The organism is Caulobacter sp. GSs2 (assembly GCF_058680895.1).
This window is the reverse complement of the sequence record NZ_CM178725.1, coordinates 367,389-381,975: the sequence shown is the minus strand read 5'-3', so window position 1 is coordinate 381,975 and position 14,587 is coordinate 367,389. Positions and strand designations below refer to the sequence as shown.

The following is a 14,587-nucleotide window of genomic DNA, read 5'->3' as shown; positions in this document are numbered from 1 at the left end:
AGCTCTGAGCCTGTTGCGGTCCCGGCTCTCCGCTGCGCTGCGGCCGGGATGACAAGCCTTGTTGCTGTACAGCCTACCGCTTGCGCACAAACACCGTGCCGGCCGAATAGCCCGCGCCGAAGCTGCAGATCAGACCCGTCTCGCCCGCCGCGAAGTCATCGCTGGCCATGTGGAAGGCGATGATCGAGCCGGCCGAGCTGGTGTTGGCGTACTCGTCCAGAATGATGACGTTCTCGCCGGGGGCGGGATCGCGGCCCAGCACCTTGCGGCCGATCATCTCGTTCATGTTGATATTGGCTTGATGAAGCCAAAGGCGCTTTAGCCCTTGGGGGTCCACGCCGATATCGGCGGCGTGCTGCAGGATCATCTCGCTGACCATCGGCACCACCTCGCGGAACACCTTGCGGCCTTCCTGCACGAACAGCTTGTCGCGGGCCCCTTCGCCTTCCGGCGCGGCGCGGTTGAGGAAGCCGAAATTGTTGCGGATGTTGTTGGAGAACACCGTCTTCAGGCGCGTGCCCAGGATCTCCCAGCCGCCCTTGGCCTGCTCGGCGTCCTCGATGATCACGGCGGTGGCCACGTCGCCGAAGATGAAGTGGCTGTCGCGATCCTTGAAGTTCAGGTGGCCCGAGCAGATCTCGGGATTGACCATCAGCACCGCCTTGGCGCTGCCGGTGGCGATGAAGTCGGCGGCGGTCTTGATGCCGAAGGTGGCCGACGAGCAGGCCACGTTCATGTCAAAGGCGAAGCCTTCGATGCCCAGGGCCTGCTGCACCTCGATGGCCATGGCCGGATAGGCGCGCTGCATGTTCGAGGCGGCGCAGATCACCGCGCCGATCTCGCTGACCGGCTTGCCCCAAGCGGCGATCGCCTGCTTGGCGGCTTCCACGGCCATTTCGGCCAGGATCGAGATCTCGTCATTGCCGCGCTCGGGCAGGACGGGACGCATCAGGTCCGGGTCAATGATGCCGGTCTTGTTCATCACGAAGCGCGACTTGATGCCGGACGCCTTCTCGATGAATTCGGGCGAAGAGGGGGCCAGGGCCACCACCTCACCGGCCGCGATGGCGTCGGCATTGGCGGCGTTGAAGCGCTCGACGAAGGCGTTGAAGGCCTCAACCAGTTCGGTGTTCGAAATGCTGAACGGCGGCGTGTACAGCCCCGTGGCGGCGATGACGGCGTGATGCAAGCGACTGGTCCCGATGATGCGCGCGGGCCTCTGCGGGCTCGCGATCTTCTGCTTATGGCAGCGTTGATATCATGGATGACGGTCCCGTCACCCATGACGTGACCTTTGGGCCCCGTTGCCACGCTGACACGCAATGACCTCAAAGGTGACCGTGATCGGCCCCATGCCGGCCGTGTTCCAGCGATAGATTGAGCGTCGCTGAGGGGGCTGAAGACTGACTACCAGTAGGAGTAACAACCATGAAAGCTCTCATCGCCGCGACGCTTGTCGCTGCTTCGGTCGCCGCTATCCCCGCCCTGTCGCACGCGCAGGTATCGCCTGACTATTATGGCTCGGCCGGCTATGGCGCGATGCGCACCGACGGCGCCGATATCGGCGTCCTCCAGGGGCGCCTCGGCGCCAGGCTCACTCCCCACTTTGGCGTCGAAGGTGAGGTCGGCGTCGGCGTGACCGACGACAAGACCTATGTGGCCGGCGCCCCGGTGACCGTCGAACTGAAGCATCAGGCGGCCGCCTACGCCGTGGGCTATCTGCCGGTGACGCCCAAGATCGATCTTCTGGCCAGGGCCGGCTACGGCACGACCAAGCTCAAGGGCTCGGCCGCGGGCCTGTCGTCCAGCGAATCGCAGGACAGCTGGAACTATGGCGTCGGCGCCCAGTACAAGCTCGACGACAAGAACGGCCTTCGCGCCGACTGGACCAAGTCGGAGTTCACCAACTCCAAGGCGGACGCCGACACCCTGGCGGTGTCCTACGTGCGCAAGTTCTAGGGCGTTTTGTCCCGGGCCCTCGGGCCCGGGACGGCCTCTGTCGCCATGTTGTGGTTATCCGGCCGACGCCGCAGGCCCCCTCCTGACCGCTATCGCGGTCGTCCTCCCCCTTTCAGGGGGAAGATGAAGCGCGGCGACCTCATCTTCCCCCTCCGGGGGAAGACGGCTGCGCAGCAGCCCGTAGGGGGCAAGTACGGGGATGGAGCTTGATCAATCCCCTGGCCTTTCGGGGAAAAGCTCAACCTGATCAACACCCTGCAAAAAGAATGAGCGCGCCTGTCAGACGCGCTCAAACCTCCCGTATTCTGTACCCACCTCGTCGCGAGGAAAGGGCGCAAGGCCAGCGACCATTGCGGCGGCGGGGGGTGATCGAGCGGGGCTGGGGTCGAGGGGGATACTCGACCGGTCCGGGGATCCCGGCGTTGCGGGACCCGCCCGCCGTTGGCGTGGATGAGGACAGACGGGTGTGTTCATTAGTCATTAGCTTGGCTCGCCCGCCTCGACCGCCGGCTTCTTGCGGAAACGCGAGAGACCGGCTCCCGGTAAGGCCTGAACAGGGCCACCTGACGGGACGCTGATGGATAACGACCACGCGGAGCGGACGGCTTCGTCGAAACGGTAATCTCTATCTCTCATCCGGACGTGGTCCGGACGCTCCGCGACCCTTTCCATAACTCAGCGAGATTTCGCGTGAGGTCGCGACGCCGCGTCCGGGCGCCCGAACGACCAGATCACTTGACGGCGATCACCTAGGGCCCGACGTTGTCGGAAAAATACGGGGAGGGCGGCGTCAGCTTGGACAAGGCGATGCTGATACAGCTTATCGGTTCGGCGATCGCGATCAGCGTGCTCGTCGGCATAGCGGCCTTGGCGGGCATCCCCCGGCCGACGCCTGCGCTCGACGCGGCGGGCCTCACCGCGCTGCTGGCCCAGGAATTTCCCGACCGTCACCCCACCGCCACCTGGATCTCGGCCGACGGCTGTGGCGCCCTGGCGCGGGATGGCGACACGGTGCTGGTCCTGTGGAAGCGGGGCGACGGCTATGTCGCCCGCGATCTGGCCTGGCCCGTCGTGGCCGCAGCGAAGTCGAAGAATGGCCGGTTGGTCCTGAAGACCGGCGACGCCGCGCCGGTGCTGGCGGTCGCCGATAATGTCTGGCCACCCAAGACCCTGGTCGCCCAGAAGGAATGTCTCGCATGAAGGCGCAGTTCGATCCCGTCCAGATGGCGATCCCGTTCTTCATCCTGGCGATCATCCTCGAGATTGTTCTGGCCCGGATGGGCAAGGCCAGGGCCAATTACGAAACCCGTGACACGGCCATGTCGCTGTCCATGGGTCTGGGCAGCACGATCGCCGGCTTGCTGACCGGCGGGCTGATCATCGCCGCCACGATCTGGGTGTATCACCACCGGATTTACACCATCCCGATGACCGCGGTCTGGGCCTGGGTGATCCTCTTCTTCGCCGAGGACTTCACCTATTACTGGTTCCACCGCATCTCCCATGAGCGGCGGTTCTGGTGGGCCAGCCACGTCAATCACCACACCTCGACCCACTACAACCTGTCGACCGCCCTGCGGCAGACCTGGACGGGCGGGGTGGCCGGGACCTGGCTGCTATGGCTTCCGCTGGTGTTCCTGGGCTTCCCACCCGCCATGGTGGCGATCCAGAAGGGCATCAGCCTCGTCTATCAGTTCTGGATCCATACTGAGGCGATCAAGCGCATGCCGCGCTGGTTCGAGGCCGTGTTCAACACGCCCTCGCATCACCGGGTGCACCACGCCCGCAACGCCCGCTATCTGGACGCCAACTATGCCGGCATCCTGATCATCTGGGACCGGATGTTCGGCACCTTCATCCCCGAGGTCGACGAAGAGGCCTGCCGGTATGGCACGGTCAAGAACCTGGGTAATTTCAACCTGTTGCACAATGTGTTCCACGAGTGGATCGGCATCGGGCGCGACCTGTTGGGGGCCAAGTCCCCGCGTGAGGCCTGGGGCTATCTGTTCGGCCCGCCCGGCTGGAGCCCTGACGGCTCGCGCGAAACCTCTCATACGCTGAAAGCCAAATGGCGGGCGCGGATAGAGTCTGAATAGCGGGCCTGTTCCTCCAGAATTAAGGCCATTGTCGGCTTAATCGACCGTCTGCTAGAGGGTGTGACTTCAAGATTAATCGATGAACTGATCCAGGAGCTCTGTGTGATTGTTATTCTTGGTTCAGTGGATGTTCGGCCCGACAGTCTGGAGTCGGCGTTGAAATTGGCGCTCGAGCATTGTGCGCGGTCACGCGAAGAGCCCGGTTGCGTCTCTCACGACTGCTTTCAGGCCGTCGGTCGACCCAACATCCTGCAGTTTGTCGAGGTCTGGTCAGACATGACGGTTCTGCGGGCCCACTTCGCACTGGCGGATTCAAAACAGTTCGCGGCGGAAATCGGCAAGCTGGCCGGCTCGCCGCCCACCATGCGCATCCTGAAAGCCGAGGAACTGGGCTGAGCTTAGCGGGCTAGTCGCGCAGCAGCGGCAGGCTGAGCCCGCTGGCGGGGCGCGCCGTCAGCATCTCGCGGCGGAAGCGGAACAGTTCGGCCGGACGCCCGCCGGTCTCGGCGTCCAGGCGCCCCAGGCCTTCGACCAGTTCCTCGCGCTCGACCACGCGGCGGAAGTTCTGCTTATGCAGCGGCACCCCGGCGATGGCCTCGACGGTGCGCTGCAGGGTCGAGAGGGTGAACTCGTCGGGGGTCAGTTCGAACACCACGGGCCGGTACTTGATCTTGCCGCGCAGCCGCGACAGGCCTGTGGCCAGGATGCGGCGGTGATCAGAGATCATCGGCTCGCCCAGGGCCGCCGACAGGGCGACGGGCTCGGCCGGATCGTCACCGTCGGCCCGGGCCTGGTCGCGGGCGGCCTCGGGGGCCAAACCGGCTTCGTAGAGCAGCTCGTAGCGCTCCAGAACCCGCTCCTCGTTCCACGGCGCGCCATCCAGGGCGAAGGCCAGGCGGGCGCGGGACCACTTGCCCGCGTCATCGGCCGCCCAGCGCTTCAGGGCCGGGGCCAGCACGGCGTCCAGCAGGGCGGGGCGGCCCTGGCGCCAGTCCTCCCAGGGGAAGAACCGCGACCACGGGGCCCAGACGGTGTCGGGGGCGTCGGTGTCGATGGCGTCAGGCGTCAGGCCCAGATAGCCGACCGAGACAACCCGCGCCGCGCCGGCCCCGACCTCGGCCCGAGGGGCGTCGCGGCCCTTGTCGCCAAAGGTGTAGAGCTGCTCGACATAGCCCAGCTGAAACCGGGTCTGCTCGGTGACGAAGGCCCGCAGGCCCAGTTCGAAGGTGCGGTGCCCCTCCGGGTCGAACGGGCCGAACGGCAGACCCGGCAGGGGAGAGGCGATATCGGTGACAGCGTCATGCGGCCGAACGGTCAGGACCACGGCCTCGCCATCGCGGATGGCGACGACGACGGCCGAAAGCCCGATGACGACGGACGCTGTCATTCGGTCTCGAACGCGGCGTTGGGCGCGGATTCGAAACCGGCGGCCCGCGACAGCACATGGAAGCGCTGAACATAGTGGGCCTGGGCCTCGAACGGCGGCTGCGGCTTGATCAGCAGCTCGTAGCCGGCCGGCGGCGCGCCGAAGATGGCCAGCGATTCGGCGTGCTCGAACCCGGCCAGCTGGGTGGCCTCGAAGAAGGCGCAGGCCCGGTCTGCCTGCTTGAGCAGCTTCTTGATGGCCGGCGGCGTCTTGACCGGCAGACCAAAGCGGATGTGGATGGCGTCTTCCAGCCGGGCCTCGAAATCCTTGTAGCTGACGCCCAGGGCGGCCTTGAACGGGCTGATCATGTCGCCGATCACATATTCGGAGGCGTCGTGCAGCAGGGCCGCAAGTCGCCACTTCGGCTCAAGGTCGGGCTTGATGTGGGCGGCGATCTCCTCGACCACCAGGCTGTGCTGGGCGACCGAAAAGCCATGCTCGCCAATAGTCTGGCCATTCCAGCGGGCCACCCGGGCCAGGCCGTGGGCGATGTCCTCGATCTCGATATCCATCGGCGACGGGTCGAGCAGATCCAGCCTCCGGCCGGAGAGCATTCTCTGCCAAGCGCGGGGCGCCGTACCCCTATGCAGCCCTTTGGCCACGAGATCGTTCCTTACGGTGAAGGTGGACTGACTGACCCATCGGTTGACAAAGATCAATGATGGGTGCGGCCTCACCTGTGGAAATGCGCTCCAAAGGAGTTCGATCATGAGTTGGGCAAGAATTATGGCTCCTCTTGCAGGAGCGCAGGCTGACCGGGATCTCCTGGCGTCGGCGGCCACCCTGGCAAGGGCGTTCGAGGCGGAGTTGGCCTGTGTGCACGCTCCGGCGGACATCGCCGACCTGATGCCCTGGATGGGCGAAGGCTTCATGGGCGGGGTGCAGGTCACCGCGCTGGAAAGCCTGAAGGAAGCCGCCGTGGAAGGCGCCCGCGCTGTCAGGGCCCTGGCGGCCGAGATCGGCTATTCGCGAACTCGCGTCATCAGCTTGGAATCGCCCGTCTGGGCGGGCCTGGCCATGGAAGGCCGCCTCTCGGACGTCATCGTTTTCGACAGCGCCTCGGCGCGCGGCAAGGGCCCCCTGGCCGAAGCCTTCCAGCAACTGGTCGCCGACGAGCAGCGCCCGATCATCGTCGCCCGTCCCGGCCTGAAGGTCGGCGGCGTCGCCGTGGTCGCCTGGGACGGCGGCAAGGAAGCCAGCCGGGCGATGCGCACCGCACTGCCGCTGCTGCAGAAGGCCTCGTCGGTGATCGTCGCCGGCGCTCCGGCTGCATCCTCGCGCAATTTCGACCTTGCGCGGCTGGTCGAGTTTCTCAGCGCTCGCGGCGTGACCGCGACGAGCCAGACCCTGCAGGGAACCGGCGACGCTGCCGGGCTGTTGCTGGGGACGGCCCGCGAGGCCGGCGCTGATTTCCTGGTCGCCGGAGCCTTCGGGCACCCGCGTCTGCAGGAGTTCATCTTCGGCGGCACGACCCGCAGCCTCCTGAACAGCGATGGTCCCTCGCTGTTCCTGTCGCACTAACCTGTCTGTCATTTCTTCAAGGGAGGCTTAAATGTCCCTGTCTCGCATCGTGATGCGTCTTGCCCGCAATCCTGGCACCGAGTTCGCCGGCGGCGACGATCATCGCGGCTACGCCCTGACCGCGCCCCTGACCGCCGACGGTCATCTTGACGAGGCGGCCTACGCCAAGAGCAAGGCGGCCTGCAGCGTCCGCCGTTTCGCGCCCGACGAGGACGCCGTGGATGGCTTGCTGGCGCGCAAGGGAGCGCGCTGGTTCTTCGACTACGACAATTCCGACAGCGCCGATGACGAGCCGGTCCATCGGCTGGGGGAGCACAGGTTCGCCCTGGGCGAATATGTCACCGTGACCGACGAGGATGGCCGGCCCTTGACCTACAAGGTGATGGAGGTTGTTCCGGTCCCGGCCTGAGTTCAGCCGCCGACGTTGTGGCGCACCAGGGCCTTCATGTCCTTGAACACGTCATGGTCGCCGGAATCGCGGTTCTTGGCCTTGATGGTGGCGACGGCGAGCGGCCCCCCCTTGGGGCCGCGCGCCTCGTAGCCGACCACGCGGTAGCCGCTGGGCGCCTTGTCGCTGGCCAGGATCAGGGTTGAGCGGATCGAGTCGCCGCGCTTGCTGTGACGGATCTCGGCGCCGTCATCACCGGCGCGGATATTGACCGCGCCGTCTCCAGTCTCGCCGTCATCGGCAGTGATGCTGACCGTTTCCTTGCGGTCGTCGCCCTTCACCGTGACGTTCTTGTCGATCTTGACCTCGGAGGAGCCGCCTTCGTTGCTGTTGATCGTGATGTGGCCGATCTTGATGTCGGCGCCGTCGTCGCTAGCGTCGATCCGCAGGCCGGGCAGATGGATACTGGTTTTGTTGCGGTCGTGCTTTTCGCCCGGCTTCTGGTCGGTGACGGGCTTCAGCGTGGGCATCAGCGCCTTGAGCTCGGTCTCGATGGGCGCAAGGGCGTCCTCGGCGTCGCCATTGTTCAGCGACACCAGCCGCAGCAGCACATCGGCGTCGACGCCGGCATAGGCGCAGGACAGACCGTCGGCCGCAGCGCTGACACGTTTCAGATCGCCCTGCCGTTCCGGACAATCAAGCTTGGAGATCGTCCGGACAGGGTCGCGGCGAAGATGATGCTCTTGCTTTTCGGCCTTCACCGTTTCGCTGCGCTGACACCCCGCCAGCACCAGGGCGCTGGAGGCGGCCAACACAGCGATCCAAGTCGAATGACGCATGACCATCCCTCTGATTCCAGCGGGAAGGTGAGGGCCGTTGCGCCACTCGTCCAGTGAATTCAAGGTAAGGCCTACTGCCCGGGACGACCACCCGCGCCTTCGCGTCGGGCCAGGAAAGCCAGCCGCTCGAACAGGTGGACATCCTGCTCGTTCTTGAGCAGAGCGCCATGCAGCGGCGGGATCAGCTTGGTCGGATCCTTCTCGCGCAGGATGCTCTCGTCAATGTCCTCGACCATCAGCAGCTTCAGCCAGTCCAGGAGTTCGGACGTCGAAGGCTTCTTCTTCAGGCCCGGAACCTTGCGCATGTCGTAGAAGATCCGCAGGGCCTCGGCGACGAGCTTCTGCTTGATGCCCGGATAGTGGACATCAACGATCGCCTGCATCGTCGCCTCCTCGGGGAAGCGGATGTAGTGGAAGAAACAGCGGCGCAGGAAAGCGTCCGGCAGTTCCTTCTCGTTGTTGGAGGTGATGATGATGATCGGGCGAACCTTGGCCGAGATCGTCTCGCCGGTTTCGTAGACATAGAACTCCATCCGATCCAGCTCTTGCAGCAGATCGTTGGGAAACTCGATGTCGGCCTTGTCGATCTCGTCGATCAGCAGGACGGGGCGCACCGGGCTCTCGAACGCCTCCCAGAGCTTGCCCTTCTTGATGTAGTTGCGGACGTCCTTGACGCGCTCCTCGCCCAGCTGGCTGTCGCGCAGGCGGGTCACAGCGTCATATTCGTAGAGGCCCTGATGGGCTTTTGTCGTGGACTTGATGTGCCAGGTCAGCAGGGGCGCGCCCATGGCCTTGGCGACCTCGTAAGCCAGCACGGTCTTGCCGGTGCCGGGCTCGCCCTTGATCAGAAGAGGACGCTCAAGCGCCACGGCGGCGTTGACCGCGACCTTGAGGTCCTCGGTCGCCACATAGTCGGAAGTGCCTTCGAAGCGCTGTCGCATTCCCACCCTCTGCCGGATCGATCCGGTCTCGAACAAGTGTTCAAATCAAGGGTTCAAACTACCGGGCGGCGCGCGCTTGGCAAGAGCGTGCGGAATTGAAACCAAATGAAGAGGCGGTTTCTATCGGGGGTCACGCCCGGGAAGCGTGTCGAGGGGCTCGCGCTCGACGTTCAGGCCCTCGTCGTCGCGAGCCCCTTCGATTTCGTCTTCGAGGTCGGCCAGCTCGCTATCGTCGAGGACGTCGAAGTCTTCTTCGATGTCATTCTCATCGGCGTCGCCATCGGCCTGGGTGACATCGTAGACGTCGGCGATCTCGTCGAAATTGGCGATATCCTCGCCATCGGGTGTCAGATGGGTTTCATCCAGAACCTCGGCGGTGTCTTGCGCATCGGGAGCATCGTTGATGTCCAGCTCGGCCATGGGAAATCTCCAGAAACAGCGAGGCCGTGCGCCTGCCGCCCTGAAACAATCCTGCCGCAGTCGCAGAGTTCCCTAGCCGGGATAGGTTTCCGCCAGCGCGTGGGCCACGTCCTGCATCGTGGGCGACCAGTCGTAGTAGTCCGACGAGGAGAAACAGCGGATTTGCGGGTACCAAGGCAGGCTTTCCGTGCCCAGGCGGGTCCAGGAAGCCGCGCCGCTGATCTGCCAGACATTGGCCCCGCAGGCGCCGGCCAGGTTGATGGTCGCATTCGAGAAGCCGATAATCAGATCCATGGCGCAGCACAGCGCGGCGACGTCATCGAGATCCTTCTTCAGATCGATTCCTTCGGGCTGCCAGACATCAACCCCAAACTCGGCCTTGGCGTAGGCGATCTCTTCGTCGCAGTCGCCGTACTGCAGATTGACGAAGGTGACCCCGGGCGTTTCAAGGATCGGACGCCACAGGTCGAAGGGCGAGAACTGGCGCGCCCTCTCGCCATTCAGCTTGAGGCTCTTCCAGAGCAAGCCGACCTTGGGACCCTTGGGGGCGGCTTCGAGTTGCTTGCGCCAATGGGCGACGCGCTCAGGATCCGCCACCAGGAAGTTGGGGCGCTTTGGGAACGACTCCACCGACGGGCGCAGCACCGGCAGCAGTGAGCCGATCGGAGCCCACTGGTCGATCTTGCTCCAGTCGGAGACATGGGGCGCCGTGCGACGCACGCGGCCTTCAAAGGTCACCGTTCGGTGTGCGCTGACCTCGGCGCTGGGAAAAGAGCGCTGAAAAAGCGGGATCAGGCGATGCTCGACGGCGATCGACAGCGCGCCATCGGGGCCGATGGCGTCCAGCACGTCGGGCAACATGTTGGCGAACATCACTTCGTCGCCAAGACCCTGTTCGGCGCAGATCATCATGCGCTTGCCCGCCAAGGGCTGGTCAGCCGACCAGCGCGGTGCGTCGATCAGGAAACGAGGCGCGTCGGACAGGTCGGGCGAGAAGCGCGACTCGTAGGCAGCCCAACCTTCGCTGACGCGGCCCAGGCAGAGCAGAATCGTCGACCTGGCAAACTGCATCATGGCCAGGTCTTCAGCAGAATCGACGTGGGCAATGGCCGCCTCACAATCCTCAAGCGCGCCCGGGACATCGCCCAGGTCGAGGCGGGCGTAGGCGCGGTTGTGATAGCCCTTGCCAAAGTCGGGGGCGAGGCGAAGGGCTTCGTCGAAGAAGGTGAGGGCCTGCTGACCGTCACCCAGGCTGCACATCACGGTGCCCAGGGTGTTCCAGAGGATCGGCTGGCTCTGGTCCGCCATGATGGCTGGCCGAAGAATGTCGATGGCTTCGGAGCATTGATTGAGGTCGCGAAGGGCGCAGGCCAGATTGTTGGTCGCTTCCACGCAGTCGGGGCGGGCCAACCGGTAGTGCGCGAAGAACTTCGCCGCCAGTTCCGGCATGTCCATGCGGTAGGCCAGTCGCCCCAGGTCTCCCGCGACGGGGCCGTGGTCCGGCAACAACTGCAGCGCCGCTTCGTAGGCGCGCATCGAGGAGACAAAGTCGCCGTTCTTTTCGCGGGCGATGGCCAGTACGTGCCAGGCGACGCCTTGTCGCTCGTCTTTTTCCAGCACTTCCAGCGCCAGCGAATCGGCCTTCTGGAAGTCGCGAGACTGGATCGCTGCAATCGCCTGACCAAGCAGACGGGCTGTTTCGCGGTTCTTGAGCTCGCTGGCGGCGCGGTCGAGCCGTGCGAGGGCCTCGAGCGAAGCCGAATCACCCATGGTGGTTCCAGCGATGCCCCGCTGAACGATCGCCGCCGCAGTGATCTCCTGCTGGGCCAACGTGCTGCCGGAACCCTCGAGGGCGCGTTTGCGGGACATTGGGTAAGCCTTGCGGATTTGGAGTTAACCATCCTGTGGGGCAGTATGTTTAACTGAGTCCTAAGCTGCGGCTCACGGTCGCAGGGTCAGCAAGACAGCGTTAACCCGACCCGGCCTAACTTTCGCTCGACCCGCTAATCCTGGCGGATCGGGCTGTCGTGGCGATTGCAAAGAGGAGCGGCATAACGTGCCTTTGAAGCTTTCGCTGAAGCCCGGCGAGAAGTTCGTCTTGAACGGTGCTGTGGTCCAGAATGGCGACCGCCGTGGCGTTCTCGTGCTCCAGAACAAAGCCTCCGTCCTTCGGGAAAAGGACATCATGCAGCTGGATCAGGTGACGACGCCATCACGTCGCATCTACTTCCCTGTCATGATGATGTACCTGGAAGAAAGTGTCGCCGAACGGTTCTACGAAGATTTTGCTACGCGCCTGAACGAGTTCATGAGTGTGGTGCGCAACCCGGCCGTGCTGGCCGATTGCATCGCGATCTCAAAGCACGTCATGGCGCGCGAGTACTATAAAGCGCTCATGTTGAGCCGAAAATTGATCGAGTACGAAGACGAGAGGTTGGGGCATGTCTCTTCGAGCCTATCAGCAGGCGGCGACGAGGGCTGAAAATCCGCGTGAGCTGGAATACCGCCTTTTCGGGCAGGTGACGCGCGCCCTCATGGACGCGTCCCAGGCCCCTGAGGACGATATTGCCAAGCGGATCGACGCGCTCGACTGGAATCGCCGGGTTTGGTCGGCGATGGCCACCGACTGCTCGCTGCCCGAAAACTCGCTCGCGCCCGAACTGCGCGCGAGCATCATTTCACTCAGCCTTTGGGTTGGTCGCCACTCCAGCGCCGTCATGCGCAAGGAGGAGGATTTTGAGCCGCTGATCGATATCAACCGGACGATCATGCAAGGCTTGGCGGGACGCGTAGAAGGGGCCTGAACTATCAGGCGCCAATTGCCCAGCGCATTTAGGTAGTTCCTGCCGCCCGGCGAATGTTGCATTCGCCGGGCGGTTGCGTTTTTGGGCTAACCCCAGATAAATCTCATAGAAATCATAGGATTAGGTTTTGGCGCCCGCGTGCGTTCAGATGGCCCGTCCCTTGCGATGGTGACCGCAGGCAAAACGCCCAGCCGGCTCGCGCCGGAGAAATCCGACCAAAACGGTAGGTGACCTATGATGAACTCAATCAACACCAATGCTGGTGCGCTCATCGCACTGCAAAACCTCAACTCGACCAACTCGGAGCTTGCATCAACCCAAGGCCGCATCAACACCGGCAAGAAGGTCGCCAACGCCAAGGATAATGGCGCGATCTGGTCGATGGCCAAGCTGCAGAGCAGCAACTCGAGTTCGTTGAATGCCGTGAAGGATTCCCTCCAGCGCGGTCAATCGACGATCGACGTTGCACTCGCAGCTGGCGATACGATCACTGATCTGCTCAGCAAGATGAAGGAAAAGGCCCTGGCCGCTTCCGACACCTCGCTGAACACCGCGAGCTTCAACGCCCTGAAGGCAGACTTCGAGTCGCTGCGTGATCAAATCACCAAGGCGGCCACGAACGCCACGTTCAACGGCGTCAGCATCGCTGACGGCACGACGGCGGCTCTGACCTTCCTGGCGAATGCCGATGGCGTCGGTTTCACCGTCACCGCCAAGACGCTGTCCCTAACCGGCATCGGCCTGGCGGCCGGCTCGACCTTCACCGACGCGGCTACGGCCAAGACGATGATTGCCACGATCACGACTGCTCTCACCACCGCGACCAACAAGCTGTCGTCGCTGGGCACCAATTCTGTGGGTCTGGACACGCACCTGACCTTCATTGGTAAGCTGCAGGACAGCCTGGAAGCGGGCGTGGGCAATCTGGTCGACGCGGATCTGGCGAAGGAAAGCGCCAAGCTCCAGTCGCTGCAAACCAAGCAGCAACTGGGTGTGCAGGCGCTGTCGATCGCGAACCAGACGCCGCAATCGATCTTGTCGTTGTTCAAGTGATCTGACACGCCGGACGATCTTCGGGTCGTCCGGCGCCTCCTTTACCCGGCGCCTAGTGCCCGGCAAAATTTGCCCGCGACCAGCGACCCCCGGCAGTTCCTGCCGGGGGTCGCTGTCGTAAACAGATCTATAACGCAAACTTTTCAATGGCTTGTAGGGTTCTGCCGGGTCGGCAGCTTTGGCCCGGTCATTGCTTCCTAGGGTCCAGAGCAAAATGCTCCCGACTGTCAAAATGACGTCGGCCTGCCTTGAAAAGGACCCTTCGTAATGGCGATGAACAGCATCAATACGAATGCCGGCGCACTGATCGCGCTGCAAAACCTGAACTCCACCAATTCGGAACTGGCGACCGTCCAGCAGCGCATCAACACCGGCAAGAAGGTGGCCAGCGCCAAGGACAACGGCGCTATCTGGGCGACCGCCAAGAACCAGTCTTCGATGGCGTCGTCGTTGAACTCGGTTAAGGATTCTCTGCAGCGCGGCCAGTCGACCATCGACGTGGCCCTGGCTGCCGGCGACACCATCACCGACCTGCTGGGCAAGATGAAGGAAAAGGCCCTGGCCGCTTCCGACACTTCGCTCAACACTGCCAGCTTCAACGCCCTGAAGGCCGACTTTGAATCCCTGCGCGATCAGGTGACCAAGGCCGCCACGAATGCGCAGTTCAATGGCGTCAGCATCGCCGACGGCAGCACCACCAAGCTGACCTTCCTGGCCAACTCGGATGGTTCGGGCTTCACCGTCACCGCCAAGACCCTGTCGCTGGCCGGCCTCGGCCTGACGGCCGCTTCCAGCTTCACCGACGCCGCCACGGCCAAGACCATGATCACCACGGTGAGCACGGCTCTGGGCACGGCGACCAACAAGCTCGCCTCGCTGGGCACCAGCTCGGTTGGCCTGGACACCCACCTGACCTTCGTCGGCAAGCTGCAGGACAGCCTCGACGCCGGCGTGGGCAATCTGGTTGACGCTGACCTGGCCAAGGAAAGCGCCAAGCTGCAGTCGCTGCAAACCAAGCAACAGCTGGGTGTGCAGGCGCTGTCGATCGCGAACCAAGCTTCGTCGTCCATCCTGAGCCTGTTCCGCTAAGGAATAGAGGAGACGGGCCCTCACGGGCCCGTCTCCGTCTCTTTCAGGCTT

General features: G+C 63.9%; 17 protein-coding genes. 10 read left to right on the top strand and 7 right to left on the bottom strand.

The window, feature by feature from the left end:
• Positions 1 to 73 precede the first annotated feature (73 nt).
• Positions 74 to 1,189 (bottom strand): beta-ketoacyl-ACP synthase III, encoded by a 1,116-nt coding sequence (locus ACW17Z_RS01815; RefSeq protein WP_492057365.1) that lies wholly within the window; start codon positions 1,187 to 1,189, stop codon positions 74 to 76.
• Between the two features lie 239 nt (positions 1,190 to 1,428).
• Between ACW17Z_RS01815 and ACW17Z_RS01810 the strand changes: the two genes are divergently transcribed.
• From ACW17Z_RS01810 to ACW17Z_RS01795, 4 genes are all read left to right on the top strand, one after another.
• A complete protein-coding gene (locus ACW17Z_RS01810) occupies positions 1,429 to 1,959 on the top strand; it encodes a porin family protein (protein WP_419317059.1) in 531 nt (176 codons plus the stop codon).
• 807 nt (positions 1,960 to 2,766) lie between these two features.
• Positions 2,767 to 3,159: a hypothetical protein gene (locus tag ACW17Z_RS01805; RefSeq protein ID WP_492057364.1), complete on the top strand. Its 393-nt coding sequence runs from the start codon at positions 2,767 to 2,769 to the stop codon at positions 3,157 to 3,159.
• Positions 3,156 to 4,055 carry a sterol desaturase family protein gene (locus ACW17Z_RS01800; RefSeq protein ID WP_419317057.1) on the top strand — a complete coding sequence of 300 codons (900 nt, stop codon included), beginning with the start codon at positions 3,156 to 3,158 and terminating at the stop codon, positions 4,053 to 4,055. Before ACW17Z_RS01805 ends, ACW17Z_RS01800 begins: the two co-directional genes overlap by 4 nt.
• Before the next feature lie 156 nt (positions 4,056 to 4,211).
• The gene (locus tag ACW17Z_RS01795; RefSeq protein WP_492057363.1) at positions 4,212 to 4,451 is read left to right on the top strand and encodes a putative quinol monooxygenase; all 240 of its coding nucleotides are present in this window, start codon (positions 4,212 to 4,214) and stop codon (positions 4,449 to 4,451) included.
• Positions 4,452 to 4,461: 10 nt separating this feature from the next.
• On the opposite strand, the gene ACW17Z_RS01790 is transcribed toward ACW17Z_RS01795, so the two are convergent.
• Entirely contained in the window at positions 4,462 to 5,442 is a 981-nt protein-coding gene (locus tag ACW17Z_RS01790) for an NUDIX hydrolase (protein ID WP_419317052.1), read from the bottom strand.
• Positions 5,439 to 6,083 carry a YfbR-like 5'-deoxynucleotidase gene (locus ACW17Z_RS01785; RefSeq protein ID WP_492057362.1) on the bottom strand — a complete coding sequence of 215 codons (645 nt, stop codon included), beginning with the start codon at positions 6,081 to 6,083 and terminating at the stop codon, positions 5,439 to 5,441. Before ACW17Z_RS01785 ends, ACW17Z_RS01790 begins: the two co-directional genes overlap by 4 nt.
• Positions 6,084 to 6,189: 106 nt before the next feature.
• Here ACW17Z_RS01785 and ACW17Z_RS01780 point away from each other — a divergent pair, with 106 nt between their 5' ends.
• On the top strand, positions 6,190 to 7,002 hold the full coding sequence (locus ACW17Z_RS01780; protein WP_492057361.1) for a universal stress protein: 813 nt from the start codon (positions 6,190 to 6,192) through the stop codon (positions 7,000 to 7,002).
• Between the two features lie 31 nt (positions 7,003 to 7,033).
• Complete coding sequence (locus tag ACW17Z_RS01775; protein ID WP_419317050.1) at positions 7,034 to 7,411, top strand: hypothetical protein; 378 nt, start codon at positions 7,034 to 7,036, stop codon at positions 7,409 to 7,411.
• A gap of 2 nt (positions 7,412 to 7,413) precedes the next feature.
• Here ACW17Z_RS01775 and ACW17Z_RS01770 read toward each other — a convergent pair whose 3' ends face one another.
• The 4 genes from ACW17Z_RS01770 to ACW17Z_RS01755 all read right to left on the bottom strand — a co-directional run bounded on the left by ACW17Z_RS01770 (position 7,414) and on the right by ACW17Z_RS01755 (position 11,459).
• Complete coding sequence (locus ACW17Z_RS01770; protein ID WP_492057360.1) at positions 7,414 to 8,229, bottom strand: hypothetical protein; 816 nt, start codon at positions 8,227 to 8,229, stop codon at positions 7,414 to 7,416.
• Positions 8,230 to 8,300: 71 nt separating this feature from the next.
• On the bottom strand, positions 8,301 to 9,170 hold the full coding sequence (locus tag ACW17Z_RS01765; RefSeq protein WP_419317047.1) for an AAA family ATPase: 870 nt from the start codon (positions 9,168 to 9,170) through the stop codon (positions 8,301 to 8,303).
• Between the two features lie 120 nt (positions 9,171 to 9,290).
• On the bottom strand, positions 9,291 to 9,590 hold the full coding sequence (locus ACW17Z_RS01760) for a primosomal protein (protein WP_492057359.1): 300 nt from the start codon (positions 9,588 to 9,590) through the stop codon (positions 9,291 to 9,293).
• 72 nt (positions 9,591 to 9,662) lie between these two features.
• A complete protein-coding gene (locus tag ACW17Z_RS01755; RefSeq protein ID WP_492057358.1) occupies positions 9,663 to 11,459 on the bottom strand; it encodes a tetratricopeptide repeat protein in 1,797 nt (598 codons plus the stop codon).
• A gap of 187 nt (positions 11,460 to 11,646) precedes the next feature.
• Between ACW17Z_RS01755 and flbT the strand changes: the two genes are divergently transcribed.
• From flbT to ACW17Z_RS01735, 4 genes are all read left to right on the top strand, one after another.
• Positions 11,647 to 12,072, top strand: coding sequence for a flagellar biosynthesis repressor FlbT (gene flbT / locus ACW17Z_RS01750; protein WP_062146716.1), 426 nt, complete (start codon positions 11,647 to 11,649; stop codon positions 12,070 to 12,072).
• Entirely contained in the window at positions 12,032 to 12,394 is a 363-nt protein-coding gene (flaF, locus tag ACW17Z_RS01745; RefSeq protein ID WP_419255368.1) for a flagellar biosynthesis regulator FlaF, read from the top strand. Before flbT ends, flaF begins: the two co-directional genes overlap by 41 nt.
• Before the next feature lie 234 nt (positions 12,395 to 12,628).
• Positions 12,629 to 13,447, top strand: coding sequence for a flagellin (locus ACW17Z_RS01740; RefSeq protein ID WP_419317041.1), 819 nt, complete (start codon positions 12,629 to 12,631; stop codon positions 13,445 to 13,447).
• 267 nt (positions 13,448 to 13,714) lie between these two features.
• Entirely contained in the window at positions 13,715 to 14,536 is an 822-nt protein-coding gene (locus tag ACW17Z_RS01735) for a flagellin (protein WP_419317040.1), read from the top strand.
• The last annotated feature ends 51 nt before the right edge of the window (positions 14,537 to 14,587 follow it).